The 15,861-nt window shown below is 73.9% G+C and carries 16 protein-coding genes and 1 tRNA gene; 10 read left to right on the top strand and 7 right to left on the bottom strand.

Going from position 1 to position 15,861, the window contains the following annotated elements:
- The first annotated feature begins 28 nt into the window (after nucleotides 1-28).
- Nucleotides 29-154: a DLW-39 family protein gene (locus ASF50_RS19760; protein ID WP_228941994.1), complete on the top strand. Its 126-nt coding sequence runs from the start codon at nucleotides 29-31 to the stop codon at nucleotides 152-154.
- A gap of 68 nt (nucleotides 155-222) precedes the next feature.
- Nucleotides 223-295: transfer RNA gene (locus ASF50_RS15560), tRNA-Ala, on the top strand.
- A gap of 29 nt (nucleotides 296-324) precedes the next feature.
- Here the strand turns inward: ASF50_RS15560 and ASF50_RS15555 are convergent.
- Nucleotides 325-1,242: an HNH endonuclease gene (locus ASF50_RS15555; RefSeq protein ID WP_056905107.1), complete on the bottom strand. Its 918-nt coding sequence runs from the start codon at nucleotides 1,240-1,242 to the stop codon at nucleotides 325-327.
- 226 nt (nucleotides 1,243-1,468) lie between these two features.
- Here ASF50_RS15555 and ASF50_RS15550 point away from each other — a divergent pair, with 226 nt between their 5' ends.
- The 5 genes from ASF50_RS15550 (at nucleotide 1,469) to ASF50_RS15530 (ending at nucleotide 6,401) form a co-directional block, all read left to right on the top strand.
- Nucleotides 1,469-2,377, top strand: a complete 909-nt coding sequence (locus tag ASF50_RS15550; protein ID WP_056905106.1) for a hypothetical protein — start codon at nucleotides 1,469-1,471, stop codon at nucleotides 2,375-2,377.
- Between the two features lie 694 nt (nucleotides 2,378-3,071).
- Complete coding sequence (locus ASF50_RS15545) at nucleotides 3,072-4,058, top strand: SURF1 family protein (protein ID WP_056905105.1); 987 nt, start codon at nucleotides 3,072-3,074, stop codon at nucleotides 4,056-4,058.
- On the top strand, nucleotides 4,055-4,495 hold the full coding sequence (locus ASF50_RS15540) for a DUF3817 domain-containing protein (RefSeq protein ID WP_056905104.1): 441 nt from the start codon (nucleotides 4,055-4,057) through the stop codon (nucleotides 4,493-4,495). The genes ASF50_RS15545 and ASF50_RS15540 overlap by 4 nt, the downstream gene beginning before the upstream one ends.
- A complete protein-coding gene (locus tag ASF50_RS15535; RefSeq protein WP_321163146.1) occupies nucleotides 4,492-5,349 on the top strand; it encodes a patatin-like phospholipase family protein in 858 nt (285 codons plus the stop codon). Before ASF50_RS15540 ends, ASF50_RS15535 begins: the two co-directional genes overlap by 4 nt.
- A complete protein-coding gene (locus ASF50_RS15530; RefSeq protein ID WP_235557702.1) occupies nucleotides 5,346-6,401 on the top strand; it encodes a 1-acyl-sn-glycerol-3-phosphate acyltransferase in 1,056 nt (351 codons plus the stop codon). The genes ASF50_RS15535 and ASF50_RS15530 overlap by 4 nt, the downstream gene beginning before the upstream one ends.
- Nucleotides 6,402-6,526: 125 nt before the next feature.
- Here ASF50_RS15530 and ASF50_RS15525 read toward each other — a convergent pair whose 3' ends face one another.
- Nucleotides 6,527-7,330 carry a hypothetical protein gene (locus tag ASF50_RS15525; RefSeq protein WP_056905103.1) on the bottom strand — a complete coding sequence of 268 codons (804 nt, stop codon included), beginning with the start codon at nucleotides 7,328-7,330 and terminating at the stop codon, nucleotides 6,527-6,529.
- Between the two features lie 165 nt (nucleotides 7,331-7,495).
- Here ASF50_RS15525 and ASF50_RS15520 point away from each other — a divergent pair, with 165 nt between their 5' ends.
- The gene (locus ASF50_RS15520; protein WP_056865121.1) at nucleotides 7,496-8,008 is read left to right on the top strand and encodes a peptidylprolyl isomerase; all 513 of its coding nucleotides are present in this window, start codon (nucleotides 7,496-7,498) and stop codon (nucleotides 8,006-8,008) included.
- Nucleotides 8,009-8,136: 128 nt separating this feature from the next.
- Here ASF50_RS15520 and ASF50_RS19755 read toward each other — a convergent pair whose 3' ends face one another.
- Nucleotides 8,137-8,313, bottom strand: a complete 177-nt coding sequence (locus ASF50_RS19755) for a hypothetical protein (protein WP_227488773.1) — start codon at nucleotides 8,311-8,313, stop codon at nucleotides 8,137-8,139.
- Here ASF50_RS19755 and ASF50_RS15515 point away from each other — a divergent pair.
- A complete protein-coding gene (locus tag ASF50_RS15515) occupies nucleotides 8,303-9,007 on the top strand; it encodes a rhomboid family intramembrane serine protease (RefSeq protein ID WP_235557701.1) in 705 nt (234 codons plus the stop codon). The genes ASF50_RS19755 and ASF50_RS15515 overlap by 11 nt on opposite strands.
- Before the next feature lie 353 nt (nucleotides 9,008-9,360).
- Here the strand turns inward: ASF50_RS15515 and ASF50_RS15510 are convergent, their stop codons facing one another.
- On the bottom strand, nucleotides 9,361-9,819 hold the full coding sequence (locus tag ASF50_RS15510; RefSeq protein ID WP_056865123.1) for a cell division protein CrgA: 459 nt from the start codon (nucleotides 9,817-9,819) through the stop codon (nucleotides 9,361-9,363).
- Nucleotides 9,820-9,911: 92 nt separating this feature from the next.
- Here ASF50_RS15510 and ASF50_RS15505 point away from each other — a divergent pair, with 92 nt between their 5' ends.
- On the top strand, nucleotides 9,912-10,793 hold the full coding sequence (locus ASF50_RS15505) for a DUF881 domain-containing protein (RefSeq protein WP_082503276.1): 882 nt from the start codon (nucleotides 9,912-9,914) through the stop codon (nucleotides 10,791-10,793).
- On the opposite strand, the gene pknB is transcribed toward ASF50_RS15505, so the two are convergent.
- From pknB to ASF50_RS15490, 3 genes are read right to left on the bottom strand one after another with little or no spacing between them, the layout of a single operon-like run.
- The gene (gene pknB, locus ASF50_RS15500; protein WP_082503275.1) at nucleotides 10,769-12,643 is read right to left on the bottom strand and encodes a Stk1 family PASTA domain-containing Ser/Thr kinase; all 1,875 of its coding nucleotides are present in this window, start codon (nucleotides 12,641-12,643) and stop codon (nucleotides 10,769-10,771) included. The genes ASF50_RS15505 and pknB overlap by 25 nt on opposite strands.
- On the bottom strand, nucleotides 12,640-14,334 hold the full coding sequence (locus ASF50_RS15495; protein WP_082503274.1) for a serine/threonine protein kinase: 1,695 nt from the start codon (nucleotides 14,332-14,334) through the stop codon (nucleotides 12,640-12,642). Before ASF50_RS15495 ends, pknB begins: the two co-directional genes overlap by 4 nt.
- Nucleotides 14,331-15,830, bottom strand: a complete 1,500-nt coding sequence (locus tag ASF50_RS15490) for a peptidoglycan D,D-transpeptidase FtsI family protein (RefSeq protein ID WP_056905101.1) — start codon at nucleotides 15,828-15,830, stop codon at nucleotides 14,331-14,333. Before ASF50_RS15490 ends, ASF50_RS15495 begins: the two co-directional genes overlap by 4 nt.
- Nucleotides 15,831-15,861 lie beyond the last annotated feature (31 nt).

Below are 15,861 nucleotides of genomic sequence, written 5' to 3'. Positions count from 1 at the left end.
GATCGCCCCACCACTGCGGAGGCACACCGTGAAGAAGATCGTCCTGCTGGCCCTCGCCGCCGCCGGAGCCGTCCTCACCAAGCGCAAGCTCGACGAGAGCCGCTCGGAGCAGGCCCTGTGGGCCGAGGCCACCGACCCGGTCGCCCGCTCCTGAGGCCTCGGCCTCCCACCGACTGATCCACCCGGTGGCCCCCGCGGCCACACCCGCGGCTCGCGCCGTACGGGGCCTTGGCGCAATTGGTAGCGCACCTGCTTTGCAAGCAGGGGGTTAGGGGTTCGAGTCCCCTAGGCTCCACCGATCAAGACCGGGTCAGCTGCTGTAGGTCAGCTGGCGTCGAGGAATGCCTGATAGCGAGCCTCGAGCAACTCCGAGTCGGGGTGCTGGCTGCGTCGCTCGGGAAGCACCATGAGGCGTTTGCCGTGGAACTCCTGGATCCCATGACGGAGCATCGGCCCGTCCACTTCCTCCAGAACGGCGGCGTTGACCCTGACCTCGTGGCTGGGGGTGATGCCCAAGATCTTTCTGTCGTAGGCCGCGTGGTGCATCTTGCACAGCGTGAGGCCGTTGGTGATCACCGGACGGCCACCGGCACTGTCCTCATGGATGTGCGCTGCGTCGAGCAAGTCACCGTGCCGGAAGGAGCAGATCGCGCAGGACGTGCGGTAGGCCCGGAGCACCGCCGCGCGGAACGGGCGTTGATGGAGCCGGATGCGCGTCAGCTGTTGGCGATAGGCCGGGTCGAGCTCGAGGTCGGCGGCGGGCCAGACGATGTCCGTCTGCGGCACGGCATCGATGTCGACCACGAACTGCAGAGCGACGGGTTCCTCGTCGACCAGGTGAACCGGATACAGCGCGCTGTAACCGCCTCCTTGCACGCCGAGCCACCAGATGAGGGGGAGGCGCGCGGTCATCGCCTCGCGTAGCGCCCGGTTCTGGTAGTGACCGGGATCGTCGCCGCGCATCTTGTACCGGTAGAAACCGTCGGCCCCTACGGCGTCGTCGTACGGCCGGTCAGTTCCTTCGGGTCGGTAGACCGTGCGGATGGACAGCGCGGCCGCGAGGTGACCGGGTTTCCAGATCCCCTGCTGAGTCGGCATCAGGCGCACGGTCTCTCCAGCCAGGGACAGCTCACTGGTGTCGTTCTGACTGAAGACCTCCTTGCCCGCGGCTCGCTGCCGGTCGAGCCAGGCGAAGGCGGCGTGCCGAACCGCCAGTTCTCGTAGCCGCTGGTCGGGGTCCACCGCTGGATTGTGGCAGCTTCGTCCGCCCCGCGGGGGCGACCGCGACGAGACCCGGCGTGCTTCTACGTCTCGGGAACGGTCGGAGGAGGTGGATCGGCGCGTCGATGTTCCACGGGAAACACCCGGTTGACGCTGCCGTCGGAGGGGTGGCCACGGGCAGCGACGCGCTGGGCGGACTTCGGCGGACTCGGCCCGCCCACGGTGGCCGGGTGGCAGACTGCCGCGCGTGCTTCCCCGCCTGACTCTCGCCGTCTGCGCGGCCACCCTGCTGCTCGGCGGGTGCGCCGAGGAGATCCCGCCGCCCGACGCCGACCAGCCGCCGCCCGCCGCGGTGGAGACAGTGGTCGCCGGCGGCGTGCCGGAGCCCGCGGTGCTGGCGCTGCCCTACGTGCCGGCCGACGCGGCACGCCTCGAGGTCACCGACTTCGCCCGGGTGGCGGTGCAGCTGGGTGTCGAGGACCCGACCTCGCAGGACCCCGCGGCCGACCGGGCGGCCTTCGAGCGGCGTACGACGGCCGAGACCGCGGCGCTCACCGACGGCACCCTGCTGCCGGTGGACGAGCAGCTCGTGCAGCGATTCGGCTTCGGGCAGGCCGACGTCACCTGGGAGGCCCACGTCTTCGCCGAGGACGGCACCGAGACCGGCTTCGTGCTCGGCATCGACCGGGTCGTCGACCCCGAGGCGCTGACCCGCGCGGTGGAGGCGGGCGTGGGCCCGCTGGCCGGGGCGAGCGTGGTGGCCGAGGACAGCGTCATCGTGCAGGGGCTCGACGCCTCCGGCGGCTCGTACGCCGACGACCCGGCGGTCGTCGCGCTGGTCGGGGCGCCGGCGATCTCGACCTACCTCGCCCGGGGCTGCCTCGACCCCGACGGGGCGGACGTGTCGGGGCTGGACGACCTCCAGGTGTGGGCCATGTCCTTCCAGGGCGGGCTGGCCACGGCCACGCTGGGCCCCGACCGGGCCGACCTCTTCGACCGGCTGGAGGTGGCCGAGGCCTCGACGAGCTTCGCGCGCAGCTTCACCGACGGGGTGGCCGACCCCTCGACGGGGCGCATCGGCTTCCGGCTCAGCGACCCGCCCGCGGCGGCGGACCTGGTCGCCTCGGGTGACGTGCCGGTCGCCTCCTGCGACTGAGCGGCCCGGTGGCCGATCGTGCGGTGAGTGGCGGGAGACGACACCTGTGGCGGGCGTTGACCGGTCGTATGCCGCCACTTCTCGCGCGGTCCGGCCGGGACGCGAGGAAGCCCCGCGTGGCGGGGCCGGTGCCGGCGGCGCTCGTGGTGGCCGATCGTGCGGTGAGTGGCGGGAGACGACGCCTGCGGCGGCCGTCGACGGGGCGTTTGCCGCCACCTCCCGGGCGGGCCGGCCGGGGACGCGAGGCAGCCCCGCGTGGCCGGTGCTGGCGGCGCTCGCGGGGGCCGTTCGTGCGGGAAGTGGCGGGAGACGACACCTGCGGCGGCCGTCGACCGGGCGTCTGCCGCCACTTCTCGGGCGACCCGGCCGGGGACGCGAGGCAGCCCCGCGTGGCCGGTCGGCGGCGCTCGCGGTGACCGGCCGTCCGGGGCCGGGTGCTCGAGACCTCCACCGACTACTCGGGCACCGACGGGTCACGACGCGACGATCCATGGGAGCGCCGGTGGGTCGCGCTCCATCCCCAACACCGTGAGGGTGGGGTGGTTTCGAGACGGTCGCTGGCGCTCCCTCCTCAACCACCGTGTGGGTGTGGGGCTCCCTCCTCGACCACCGCGGCTGAGTCGTGGCTCACGAGGAGCGGGGTGCACGGCCTCGTCGGGGCGCTGCGGCGTGGGGTGCTTCGTAGACTGGGGGCGTGTCGTCGCCGCTCGCCCCGCGCCTGTGGGGCGTGCACGCCCTGGGGGTCGCCGCGATCGTGGCGGCGTCGGGGCTGGGCATGTGGCAGCTCGACTCGTGGCAGGCCCAGCGCGCCGCCGAGGCCTCCGACCTGACCCGGCTCGACCCCGAGCCGTTGGCCGACGTGATCGGCGCTGACGACCGGTTCCCCGGTGACAAGGTCGGGCAGCCGGTCGTGGTGAGCGGGGTCTGGGTGCCCGACGGCACCGTCTACGTCTCGGGTCGCGAGCTCGACGGGCAGGACGGCTACTGGGTCGTGACGCCCCTGGCGATCGGGCCGGTCGACGCGGCCGACGACCCCGGCGCGGGCGACGCCCCTGCCCTGCCGATCGTGCGGGGCTGGACCGCCGACCCGGCCGAGGCGCCCGCGCCGCCCGAGGGTGCGGCCGAGATGGTCGCCTGGCTGCAGCCCGCGGAGGGCACGGGCGAGGCCGACACCGACCGCAGCGACGACGTCATCCCGCAGGTGCGCACGGCCGACCTGATCCAGCGCGTCGACCAGGACCTCTACGGCGCCTACGGCGTCGTCGCCACCGACGTGGCCCCCGGCGACTGGCCCACCGGCGGCACCGCCGTCAACGACGGCACCGAGGGCCTCTCCGCCGCGACCCTGGAGCAGCTGCCGGCCGCCGACCGGTTCACCGGGCTGCGCAACTTCCTCTACGCCCTGGAGTGGTGGATCTTCGCGGCCTTCGCGGCCTTCGTGTGGTGGCGCTACGTGCGCGAGGTGACCGCCGAGCCCGAGGACGAGGCCGAGCCCCTCGACGAAGACGGGCAGGGCGACGGCCCTGGAGGCGACACCGGAGACGACCCCGGGGGAAACCCCGCCCCGGGCCCCGGCGAGCCCGCCCGCGCCGGGGGTGGTGAGGTGGCCGACACCGACGACGCCTCCGCCCCGGGAGCGGGCACGCGGCCGGTGGCCGACCCGGTACCGTCGAAGCCGTGAGCACCGCACCCGCCTCGTCCCGCCGCACGACCACGCTGACCGAGTCGGAGGTGCGCGGCACGCTGCTGCGCTACCGGATCATGGCCAGCGTCGTGGGCGTGCTGCTCGTCGTGCTCATCCTGGTCGGCGTGCCCCTGGCCAACTTCGACGGCAGCTCGATGTGGGGCTTCATCCCCGGCACCCCCGAGCTGGTCACCCCGGGCTCGGGCGTGCAGCAGGTGGGCGAGGACATCACCGAGTACCTCGGCGTCGCCCACGGCTGGCTCTACATGATCTTCCTCGTCACCGCCTTCCTGCTGGCCCGCAAGGCGCGCTGGGAGCCCGGCTTCACCGTGGTCACGCTGCTGTGCGGCACCGTGCCGCTGCTGAGCTTCTGGGCCGAGCGCCGCGCCACCCGCGCGACCCGCGCGCTCACCGCGCCCGACCCGGTGGCCTGAGCATCACCACCGCCTTCGTCCTCGGCGGGGGCGGTGCCCTGGGCGCCGTCGAGGTCGGCATGCTCCGGGCCCTGCTCGAGCACGGCGTGCGCCCCGACCTCGTGCTCGGCACCAGCGTCGGCGCCCTCAACGGCGCCCTGGTGGCCCGCGAGCCCACCCTCGACGTCGTCGAGCACCTCACCGGGCTGTGGCAGGCCGCGGCCGGCGCGGCGAGCGGCGTACGGCGTGCCCGCGAGGAGGCGGTGTTCGGCGACCGCCCGCTGCGCAGCGTGCGGCGGGCGGTGGCCAGCGGCACCCACCTGTGGTCGGCCGGTCCGCTGGAGCGGCGGCTGCGCGCGGAGCTGGGCGAGGTCACCTTCGCCGAGCTCGCCGTGCCGCTCCAGGTGTGCGCGGCCAGCATCGAGCGCGCGGCGGAGCACTGGTTCGACTCCGGGCCGGTGGTCGACGCGGTGATGGCCAGCGCCGCGGTGCCGGGCCTGCTCCCGCCCGCGCGCGTGGGCGGGGAGCACTTCCTCGACGGCGGCATCGTCAACTCCGTGCCGCTGGCGCGCGCCCACCAGCTCGGCGCGACGCGGGTCTTCGTGCTGCAGGTCGGTCGCTTCGACCGCCCGCTGCGCCCGCCGCGGCGGCCCTGGGAGGTGGCCCGGGTGTCCTTCGAGGTGGCCCGGCGCCACCGCTTCACCCGCGAGCTGGCCGAGCTGCCCGCCGGCGTGGAGGCCCACGTGCTCCCGGCCCGCGGCACCAGCAGCCGCGACGACGGGCTGCGGGCCGGCAGCGACTTCCGCGACGTGGAGACCCGGGTGCAGCTGACCTACGAGGCCTCCCGCGACTACCTGCGCGAGCACCTGCAGTGAGCGCGCCCGGTCGCCGCCGCCTGCCCGCCGGGGCGGCCCGAGTGCTGCGCCTGGGGCTGGTGGCCCCGCTCGTCGTGGGCCTGACAGCGGTGCTCTGGCTGGCCCTGCCGCTGTGGCTGCTCGGCGCCGCCGCGGTCTCGCCGTGGGTGCCGGGGCGCTGGCGCGCGCTGCGCCTGGCCTGGCTCGCGGTGGTCTACCTGACCATGGAGACGGTGCTGCTCGCGGTGCTGCTGGGGCTGTGGCTCTCGTCGGGCTTCGGGCGGCGCCTGCGCACGCCGTACTTCGAGGGGATCCACTACGACCTCGTGCAGGGCGTGATGTGGGTGCTGTTCTCCGAGGCGCGCCGTGTGCTGCACCTGTCGATCACCACGGTCGGGCCGGCGCCCGACGCCCACCCCGGCCACCCGCTGCTCGTGTGCTGCCGCCACGCCGGGCCGGGTGACTCCTTCACCCTCGTGCACGCCCTCATGGACTGGTACGACAGGGAGCCGCGGGTGGTGCTCAAGGACACCCTCGCGTGGGACCCCGTCATCGGCTGCCTGCTCACCCGGCTGCCGGCGCGCTTCATCTCCCCCAGCCCCGGCGACGGGGAGGACCTGGAGTCGCAGATCGCCTCGCTGGCCACCGGCCTCGACCGCGACGACGCTTTCGTGATCTTCCCCGAGGGCGGGAACTTCTCCCCCGAGCGGCGCGAGCGCGCCATCGCCCGGCTGCACCGCCTCGGCCTGCACGCCATGGCGGGGCGCGCCGAGGCGATGCTCCACGTGCTCGCACCGAAGCCGGGTGGACTGCTGGCCGCCCTCGAGGCCGCGCCCGAGGCCGACGTGGTGATGGTGGCCCACACCGGCCTCGACCACGTGCTCGGCGTGCGCGACCTGTGGCGCGAGCTGCCGATGGACAAGCGGATCACGATGCGGTGGTGGCAGGTGCCGCGCGCCGAGATCCCCACCGACCGCGACGAGCAGATCGCCTGGCTCTACGACTGGTGGGAGCGCATCGACGCCTGGGTCGAGGAGCACCGCCCCGAGGACCTGCCGGCCCGTCGCCGCTGACGCCGGCCGCTGACCGGGGCCGGGCCCGGACGCGACGAGGGCGCCGGACCGTGGTGGTCCGGCGCCCTCGTGGCGGTGCCGTGGTCTCGCGGGGGTCGTGCGTGCCGCGGTGGCGGCCCCGGGTGCTACTTCTTGTCGCCGTCGAGGTCGACGACCTCGGCCGGCTCGTCGGGGGTGGTGATGGGGTGGGCGGCCTCGGCGCGGTCGGCGATGGCCTCGTCGGGCGAGGAGCCGGCGGCGTCGTCGGCGTCGTCCTCGCTGACACCGGCCAGCGGCGCGGCGGGGGAGGCCGGGGTCGCCGGGGCCGCGGGAGCGGGGCTCGGCACGTAGGAGGACTGCCAGTTGTCGGCCTGCTTGCCGCCCTGGAGCTTCTTGGCCACGACGCCGCCGACGGCGGCGAGCACGACGACCAGGAGCAGCTTCTTCAGCTTGCTGCCCTTGGAGGGGGCGGGCTCGCCCTTGACCTGGGCGATCTTGGCCTGCGCGAGGTCCTGCAGGTCGGAGGCCTTGCTGCTGGCCAGCGCCGTGCCGGTGGCGCCGAGCGCCGCGGCCTTGGTCTTGGCGTCGCTGGAGACGGAGGAGGCGGTGTCGGCGGCCCTGCTCCGGGCCTCCGCGCTCAGGTCGGCGGCCTTGCTGCGGGCGTCGGCGGCACGCTCGGCGGCCTTGCTGCGGGCTTCCGCGCTCAGGTCGGCGGCCTTGCTGCGGGCCTCGGCGGCGCGCTCGGCGGCCTTGTCGCGGGCGTCGGCGACGTAGGGGGCCGCCTTGTCGCGCGCGTCGGAGACGTAGGGGGCGGCCTTGTCGCGGGCCTCGCCGAGCAGGTGCACGGCCTCGTCGCGGGCGGTGGAGACGGCGGCCTCGATCTGGGGCCGCACGGACTCGACGTAGTCACCCGCCTGCTCGATCAGGGTCTTCTTCTTGCGCAGACGCATCGCGCCACTTCCTCTCGTCGGGTGCTCAGCCATCAGACCACGCCCGCACCGGCGGGGCGAGCCCGGCCGGGACGGGCCTGCTCTTGCGGCTCGTGCGAGGATCGTCCCGCACGGGTGGGCACGTAGCGCACACCCCGAAGTACCCAATCAGCGCGAAAGGCAGTCATGGCGCAGCCGCAGGCGGTCCTCAAGACCAACCAGGGCGACATCGTCCTCGACCTCTTCCCCGACCACGCCCCGGAGACGGTGGCCAACTTCACCGGTCTCGCGACCGGCGAGAAGAAGTACGACGCCGGCAACGGCAAGACCGGTCCGTTCTACGACGGTCTCGGCTTCCACCGCGTCATCGCCGGCTTCATGATCCAGGGCGGGTGCCCCCTCGGCACCGGCACCGGCGGTCCGGGCTACACGTTCAAGGACGAGCCGCACCCCGAGCTCACCTTCGACAAGCCCTACCTGCTCGCGATGGCCAACGCCGGCCCGGGCACCAACGGCTCGCAGTTCTTCGTCACCGTGGGCGCGACCCCGTGGCTGAACTTCAAGCACACGATCTTCGGCGAGGTGGCCGACCAGGCCTCCCGCGACGTCGTCGACAAGATCGCCGCCACGAAGACCGGCCCGGGCGACCGTCCCGTGGAGCCCGTCGTCTTCGAGTCGGTGGAGATCCGCGAGGGCTGAGCCCTCCCCGACGCCCGCTCCTGACCCCTCGCCCCCGCTCCGACCACACGACCAGGCCGAGCCGTGACCGCTGACCCGACCTCCCAGACCGGGGTGCCCACCTGCTACCGGCACCCCGACCGGGAGACCTACATCCGGTGCCAGCGGTGCGGCCGGCCCATCTGCCCCGACTGCATGCGTGATGCCGCGGTCGGGTTCCAGTGCCCGTCGTGCGTGGCGGAGGGGGCGAAGAGCACCAGGAGCGGGCGCACGGCGTACGGCGGGCTGCGCCCGACCAAGGCGTCGACGACGTCGATGGTGCTCATCGGTGTCAACGTGGTCGTCTTCCTGATGGCTCTCGCGTCGGGCGGCACGGCCGGCAAGCTGGTCGCCTACCTCGGCCAGCACACCCTCGGGCGCTGCGAGCTGCCCGACGGCCGCTACTTCCCCGGGGTCACGCAGGCGGTGTGCGAGGGCGCCGGGCCCAGCAGCGCCTACTTCGCCCCCGGCGTGGCCGACGGGGCGCTGTGGCAGCTGCTCAGCAACGGCTTCCTGCACGCCTCGATCCTCCACATCGGGCTCAACATGCTGGCGCTCTACGCCCTCGGCCCGCAGCTCGAGGTGGCGCTGGGCCGCACCCGCTTCCTCGCGCTCTACGTCGTGTCGCTGCTCGCCGGATCCACGCTGGTGCTCTGGGCGGCCGACGAGAACACGCTCACCCTCGGCGCCTCCGGCGCGATCTTCGGGCTGCTCGGCGCCACGCTCGTCATCGCCTACAAGGTCGGCGGCAACGTCCAGCAGATCCTGCTGTGGGTCGGCCTCAACGCGCTGATCACCTTCACCGTGCCCTACATCTCTTGGCAGGGCCACCTCGGCGGCTTCCTCGGCGGCGCCGCCGTCGCCGCCGTGCTCGTCTACTCGCCCCGCGGACCCCGACGCTCCGTCGTCCAGGCCGCCGGGCTCGCCGGCGTCGTCGCCGTGCTCGCCGCCGCCGTCGTGCTGCGGCTGCTCACCGTCTGAGCCGAGCCTGGCCCTCTCCGGCCACCCGTTGGTGCGGGTGGTTTCGAGACGCTCGCTGGCGCTCTCTCCTCAACCACCGGGGTGCGGGTGGTTTCGAGACGCTCGCTGGCGCTCGCTCCTCAACCACCGTGGTGGTTGAGGAGCGAGGAGCGCTAGTGACGAGCGTCTCGAAACCACCGGCGCGGGGGCGGGTTGTCCACAGCTGTGGAATCACATGTGGAGAACTACACACGTGTAGTTCTCCACAGGTTTGTCCCCAGATGTGCAGAACCGCCCGCCGTCCGGGGGGACGACGGGCGGTGCGGGTGCTGCGGCGGGGACGGGTCCGGGGGCCGGCGAGGGCCCCGGGGGACTCACTCCCAGCGGGTGGCGAAGACGAAGCCGACGGCCATGAAGGCGATGCCGACGATGAGGTTGGACTGGTTGAGGTCGTTGAAGACCGGCACGTCGGTGAGGTCGTTGCTGAAGACGTAGAACGTGCAGATCCAGATCAGGCCGACCACGAAGCAGCCCAGCATGCCGACGACGACGCCGCGCCCACGACCCAGCGGGGTCGAGGGGTGGGCCGAGACCACGAGTCCGAGGAGGACCAGGCCGAAGCCGATGACGTAGTTCCACCGCTCGATGTCGCCCATGAAGGCCGGGCCCGAGGCCTCGGCGTCCAGCACGGACGGGTCGGCGCGGACCCCGAGGTAGTAGTAGGCGATCCAGGCGATGCCGGCCGCGACGAGCAGGAGCGCGACGACGAAGCGGGGGCCGACCGCCGGGCCCTGGCGGGGTTCGGCGAAGGGGTCCTTGTCCTTCAACTTCACGGTGGTGCTCCTCGTCGAGGGCGCGGACGCCTCGGGGTTCGGGGTGGGCGGGGACGGGGTCCCGTCGCTTGTCGCGGGTTACCTTAGTCGGCATGACCCCGACTTCCCACGCCGCGCCGCCGCAGCCGCCGGACCCGTCGGAGCCGTCGGGGCCGTCGGGTCACCGAGAGCCGCAGGACGGCTCGCGGGCCGTGGCCGGGTGGCACCGCGTCGCGGCGTCGCTGCGTGCGCGCCGCCGGCCGGGCGCCGGGCGTCCGCTGGCGTGGCGGGTCGGCACCCCCCTGGTGGTGCTGCTCAGCGGGTCGCTCTTCGTCATCAGCGCCCAGTCCAGCGAGGGCACCGACCTGCGACCGGGCCGCTACACCGACCTGTCGTCGCTCGTGGGCGCGGAGGCCGACCGGTACGACGAGCTGCGCCAGCGGGTGCAGGACCTCACCGGCGAGGTCGCCACGCTCGGCGCCCAGGTCGGCGACGCCGACACCCGGCGGGTGCAGGAGCGCATCGAGACCCTGCGCGACCCCGCGGGTCTCGAGCCGCGCGAGGGCGCCGGTGTCTCGGTCACGCTGGCTGACGCCCCGCTCGAGGTCGCCCAGGTCACCGAGCAGCCGCTGGAGCTGCTCGTGGTGCACCAGCAGGACATCCAGGCCGTCGTCAACGCCATGTGGCGCGGCGGGGCGACGGCGGTGACCGTCGCGGGCCAGCGGGTCGTGTCGACCACCGGCATCAAGTGCGAGGGCAATTCCGTGCTGCTGCAGAACGTGCCCTACCCCCAGCCCTACGTCATCGAGGCCGTCGGCGACCCCTCCGCGCTGGCCGCCTCCATCGAGGGCGACGACTACCTCGCGCGCTACCGCGCCCAGAGCGAGCTGCCCGACGTGCAGATCGGCTGGGACTTCGCCGCCGAGTCCGACGTCGTTGCGCCCGCCTTCGACGGGTTGCTCGACCTCAGCTACGCCGAGCCGCTCGAGGGCTGAGCCGGCCCGCGCCGCGCGCGCCGCCCCGCCGTACGCCGGGAGGGCGTGGCCGGGAGCAGGGCGCGGCCACCGCCGCGCCCGGGCGAGGTCGTGTCGCCGGGGCTCGGCGACGGCGAGCCCGACGGGTCCTCGCTGGGCGACTCCGACGGTGACTCCGAGGGCTCCTCCGTGGGCTCCTCGAAGGTGGTGACGAAGATGTAGACGTCGTTGCCCTGGGCCAGCTCCTCGCCGGCCTCGGGCACCTGGTCGACCACGGTGCCGGTCTCGGCGTCGGTCTCGCCGTCCTCCTCGCGGACCACGGGGTTGAAGCCGGCCGCGATGATCTGGCGGCGCGCCTCGGCCTCGGTGAGACCCTCGACCGAGGGCACGGTCTCGGGGCCGTCGGAGACGGTGAGGGTCACCGTGGAGCCCGACTCGACCTGCTGGCCGGCCTCGGGGGCGGTGGAGACGACCTGGCCCGCGGGCAGGTCGGACTGGGTCTCGGTGACCCGGGCCACGAGGTCGACGTCCTCCAGCGCCGCCACGGCGGCGCGCTGCTGGAGGCCGACCACGCTCGGCACCGGCACCTCGGGGGTGCCGGTGGAGACGGTGAGGTCGATGGTGCTCCCGGGGTCGACGAAGCTGTCGCCGGAGGGGTCCTGGGAGATGACGCGGTCGGCGGCGACGTTCTCGTTGGCGACGTAGTTGATGTCGCCGAGGGTCAGCCCGGCCTCGCCGATGGCGGCGCGGGCGCGGTCGATGTTGGTGCGCACGACGTCGGGCACCTGGGTCTGCTCGGGCGCGGTGGGGAAGAGCCGCGGCCACAGCAGCACGCCGGCCACGATCAGCCCGATGAGCAGCAGCACGAGGGGCACGACCAGACCGCCGCGCGAGGAGGAGGACTCCTCCTCGCCGGTGGCGTCGGGGGTCGGTGCCGGGGCGGCGACGGGCATGGGGCGCGGCGGCGGGGTCTGCGAGACGGGCAGGAGCGGCGGCGGCGGCGTGGCCTGCACCGGGCGGCCGGCGAGGTAGCGCTCGATGTCGCTGCGCATCGCGGCCGCGGACTGGTAGCGGTCCTCGACCCGCTTGGCCAGCGCCTTCATCACGATCGCGTCGATCTCCGGCGGCAGCGAGGTGTCGTGGTCCGAGGGCGGCTGGGCCTGCTCGCGCACGTGCTGGTAGGCCACGGCGACCGGGCTGTCGCCGACGAAGGGCGGACGGCCGGCGAGGAGCTCGTAGAGCAGGCAGCCGGCGGAGTAGACGTCGGAGCGGGAGTCGACGGTCTCGCCGCGGGCCTGCTCGGGGGAGAGGTACTGCGCGGTGCCCACGACGGCGGCGGTCTGGGTCATCGTGGAGGAGGCGTCGCTGATGGCGCGGGCGATGCCGAAGTCCATGACCTTGACGTCGCCCGACGGGGTCAGCATGACGTTGCCGGGCTTGATGTCGCGGTGGATGATGCCCGCGCGGTGGCTGTAGTCGAGGGCCGAGAGCACGCCGCTGGTGATCTCCAGGGCCCGCTCGGGCAGGATCTTGCGGCCCTCGCGCAGGATGTCGCGCAGCGTCCGGCCGGCCACGAACTCCATCACGATGTAGGGCTGCTGCACCCCCGAGCCGTCGGCGGCCGGCTCCTCGCCGGTGTCGTAGACGGCCACGATCGAGGGGTGGTTGAGCGAGGCCGACGACTGCGCCTCGCGGCGGAAGCGGGCCTGGAAGGTGGCGTCGCTGGCCAGGTCGGTGCGCAGGCGCTTGACGGCCACCACCCGCCCCAGACGGGTGTCGGTGCCCTTGCGGACCTCGGCCATGCCGCCGCGACCGAGCAGCTCACCGATCTGGTAGCGCCCGCCGATGAGGATCGGCTGCGAGCCCGTCATGGCGTGGTCCCTTCGGTGCGGGCGGTGTCGGCGGTGTCGGCGGTGTCGGCGGAGCGGCCGGAGGTGGTGGTCCCGCCGGACCCGGTGGCGGTCGAGGGGCTGGTCGTCGTGGCGGCCGGGTCGGTGGCCCCGGGGGTCGCGTCGGGGGCGGGCGGTGTGGCGGGGTCGGCAGGGGCCCGTCCCTCGGCCGGCGACGCGGCGGTCGGGGTCGGGGTGGGTGTGGGAGTGGGCGTCGGGGTGGGCGTCGGGGTGGGGGTCGGGGTGGGGGTCGGGGTGGGCTCGGGGGCGGCGCCCCAGTAGCTCACCGTGACGGTGTCGCCCTCGGTGAGGGTGCCGGTGGGGTTGACCGAGTCGACGATGCCCTGCTCCTCCTCGCCCGGGTTGTCGACCTCGTTGAGGGTGACGTTGAGGCCGAGGGCCTCCAGAGCCTCCTGGACGTCGCGGTAGTCACGCCCGACGTACTGGTCGGGGTCGACCTCGACGGTGGCCGGGGCCTCCTCGGTCGGGCTGGAGCTCGGCGACTCGCTGGGGCTCTGCTGCGTGCGTGTCGGGCTCGGCCGCTGCTGCGGGGTCTCCTCGGTGTCGTCACCGCCGCCGGAGAGGGCCAGCCACAGCACCAGGGCGCCGACGGCGAGCAGCGCGAGCAGCACCAGGGCCCACACCCAGCCGGCGGTGCCCCTGCGGCGCCCGTCGTCGGCCGGGGGCGGGGTGGACGTGGGCGTCGGGGTGGGGTCGGGCGTCACGGGGGCGCCGACGCCGGTCATGACCTGGGTGCGGTCGGCGGGCACCGCCCCGGGGGCGAGCACCTGCGTGGAGGCGGCCGACGGTGCGTCGGGGCCCAGCGAGGAGGGGTCGCGCAGCGCGGCGGCGAAGGCCGCGGCGTCGGCGTACCGCTCGGCGGGCTCCTTGGCCAGGGCCCGGCGCACGACGCGGGCGAGGTCGGCGGGCACCGCGGCCGGCAGGTCGGGCACGGGCTGGTTGAGGTGGGCCAGGGCGGTGGTGACCGGGGTGTCGCCCTGGAAGGGGCGACGCCCGGCCAGGCACTCGAAGGCCACGACGCCGAGGCTGTAGACGTCGGAGACGCCGGTCGCGGTGGTGCCGCGGGCCTGCTCGGGGGAGAGGTACTGCGGGGTGCCCATGACCTGGCCGGTCTGGGTCAGCCCGACCGACTGGGCCGCGCGGGCGATGCCGAAGTCGGTGATCTTGACCTGCCGGTCGGCGGTGACCAGCAGGTTGGCCGGCTTCACGTCGCGGTGCACGATGCCCGCGGCGTGGGCCGCGGCCAGGCCGTCGGCGGCCTGGGCCACCAGGTCGCGGGCGACGTCGGGGTCCATCGGCTGGCCCGGGCGCAGCAGCGCCGAGAGCGGCTGGCCCTCGACGAGCTCCATCACGAGGTAGGGCCGCGGCACGCCGGACCCGTCGGCGCTCTGCGCCTCGCCGAAGTCGTAGACCGCGGCGATGTGGGGGTGGTGCAGCGAGGCCGCGTGTCGGGCCTCGGTCTCGAAGCGCGACCGGAACGACGGGTCGTCGGCGTACTCGCTCTTGAGCAGCTTGACCGCCACCGTGCGACCCAGCGTCGTGTCGGTGGCCCGCCAGACCGCGCCCATGCCGCCGGTGGCGATGCGGGCGTCGAGGCGGTAGCGGCCGGCGTCGTCGGCGGAGCCGCCGATCTCGGGCATCGAGGTGGTCATCGGATCACGGCCTCCATGACGGCCTTGGCGATGGGCCCGCCGAGCAGGCCGCCGGCGATCTCGCCGCGGTCGATGCCGGGGGCCTTCTGGATGACGATGGCCACGGCGACCTGGGGGTCGTCGGCCGGGGCGAAGGACGTGAACCAGGCGTAGGGCGGCACGTCGTCGATGCCGCTCTGGGCCGTGCCGGTCTTGCCGGCCACGCTGATGCCGTCGATCGCGGCCGGCGAGGCCGTGCCGTTGTCGACGGTGGAGACCATGAGCTCGGTGACCTGGTTGGCCGTCGACTCGCTGACCGCCTCGGAGAGCAGCTCGGGCTCGGTGGCCTCGATCCGCTCGAACTCCGGCGACTGCACCTCGTCGACGAGGTAGGGCCGCATGACCTTCCCGTCGTTGGCGATGCCGGCCGCGACCATGGCCATCTGCAGGGGGGTGGCCCGCACCTCGAACTGGCCGATGCCGCTCTGGCCGGTCTCCGGCTCGTTCATGTCGGTGGGGAACACCGACTCGGCCTGCGGCTGGAGGTCGTCGAAGTACTCCTCGTTGAAGCCGAACGCCTCGGCCTGGTCGCGCATCGCGTCGGCGCCGACCTCGACGGCCAGGCGCGCGAAGGTGGTGTTGCACGACTGCTCCATCGCCTGGGCGAAGGGGATGAGGCTCGTGCCGCAGGAGCGGCCCTCGTTGTCGATGAGCCCGGTCTCGCCCGAGGTCAGCGGCAGCTGGTACGTCGCCCCGCCGGGCACCTGGTCGGCGGCGGTGTACTGGCCGCTCTCGATCGCCGCGGCGGCCGTGACGATCTTGAAGGTCGACCCCGGCGGGAGCGTGGTCTGGATGGCGCGGTTGTTGAGCGGGTCGTCCTCGTCGGCGTCGAGCTGCTCGTAGGCGGCGTTGACCTCGCTGAGGTCGTGGGAGGCCAGCCGGTTGGGGTCGAAGGACGGCAGCGAGACCATCGCGAGGACCTTGCCGGTGCGCGGGTCGAGCGCGACGACCGAGCCCTGGCCGTCGGGGCCGATGGTCTGGCGCAGACCGTCGAAGGCGGCCTGCTGGGCCTCGGGGTCGAGGGTGAGCTGGACGTTGCCGCCCTTCTGGCCCTGGTTGCTGAGCAGGTCGACCAGACGGGTCACGAAGAGGCGGTCGTCGTCGCCGGAGAGGATGTCGTTCTGGGTCTGCTCGATCCACTGCTGGCAGGTCGTGCAGTCGCTGGACTGGGCGTTGTAGTAGTTGAACCAGCCCGTGGCGTGGGCGTAGAGCAGCGGCTTGGCGTAGGTGCGCTGGAACTCGTAGCGGTCGTCGGAGGGCACGCTCTCGGCGACGGCCTGCCGACCCACGAGCACCGCGCCCCGCTCCTGGGAGAAGGTCGCGTCGACCGCGCGGCGGTTCTCGGGGTCGCTGTCGAGGCTGTCGGCGCGCCAGTACTGCAGGTAGGTCACGTTGAGCATCAGGGCGAGGAACAGCAGCATGATGCCGACCGAGACCGTGCGGATGGGCTTGTTCACCGGTGGTGCTCCTCTCCTGGGCGGGTGCTGG

The sequence above is a fragment of the Nocardioides sp. Leaf307 genome (assembly GCF_001423135.1).
Taxonomy (GTDB): domain Bacteria; phylum Actinomycetota; class Actinomycetes; order Propionibacteriales; family Nocardioidaceae; genus Nocardioides; species Nocardioides kribbensis.
The sequence above is the reverse complement of the archived record's forward strand: the minus strand, read 5'-3'. Positions and strand labels throughout refer to the sequence as shown.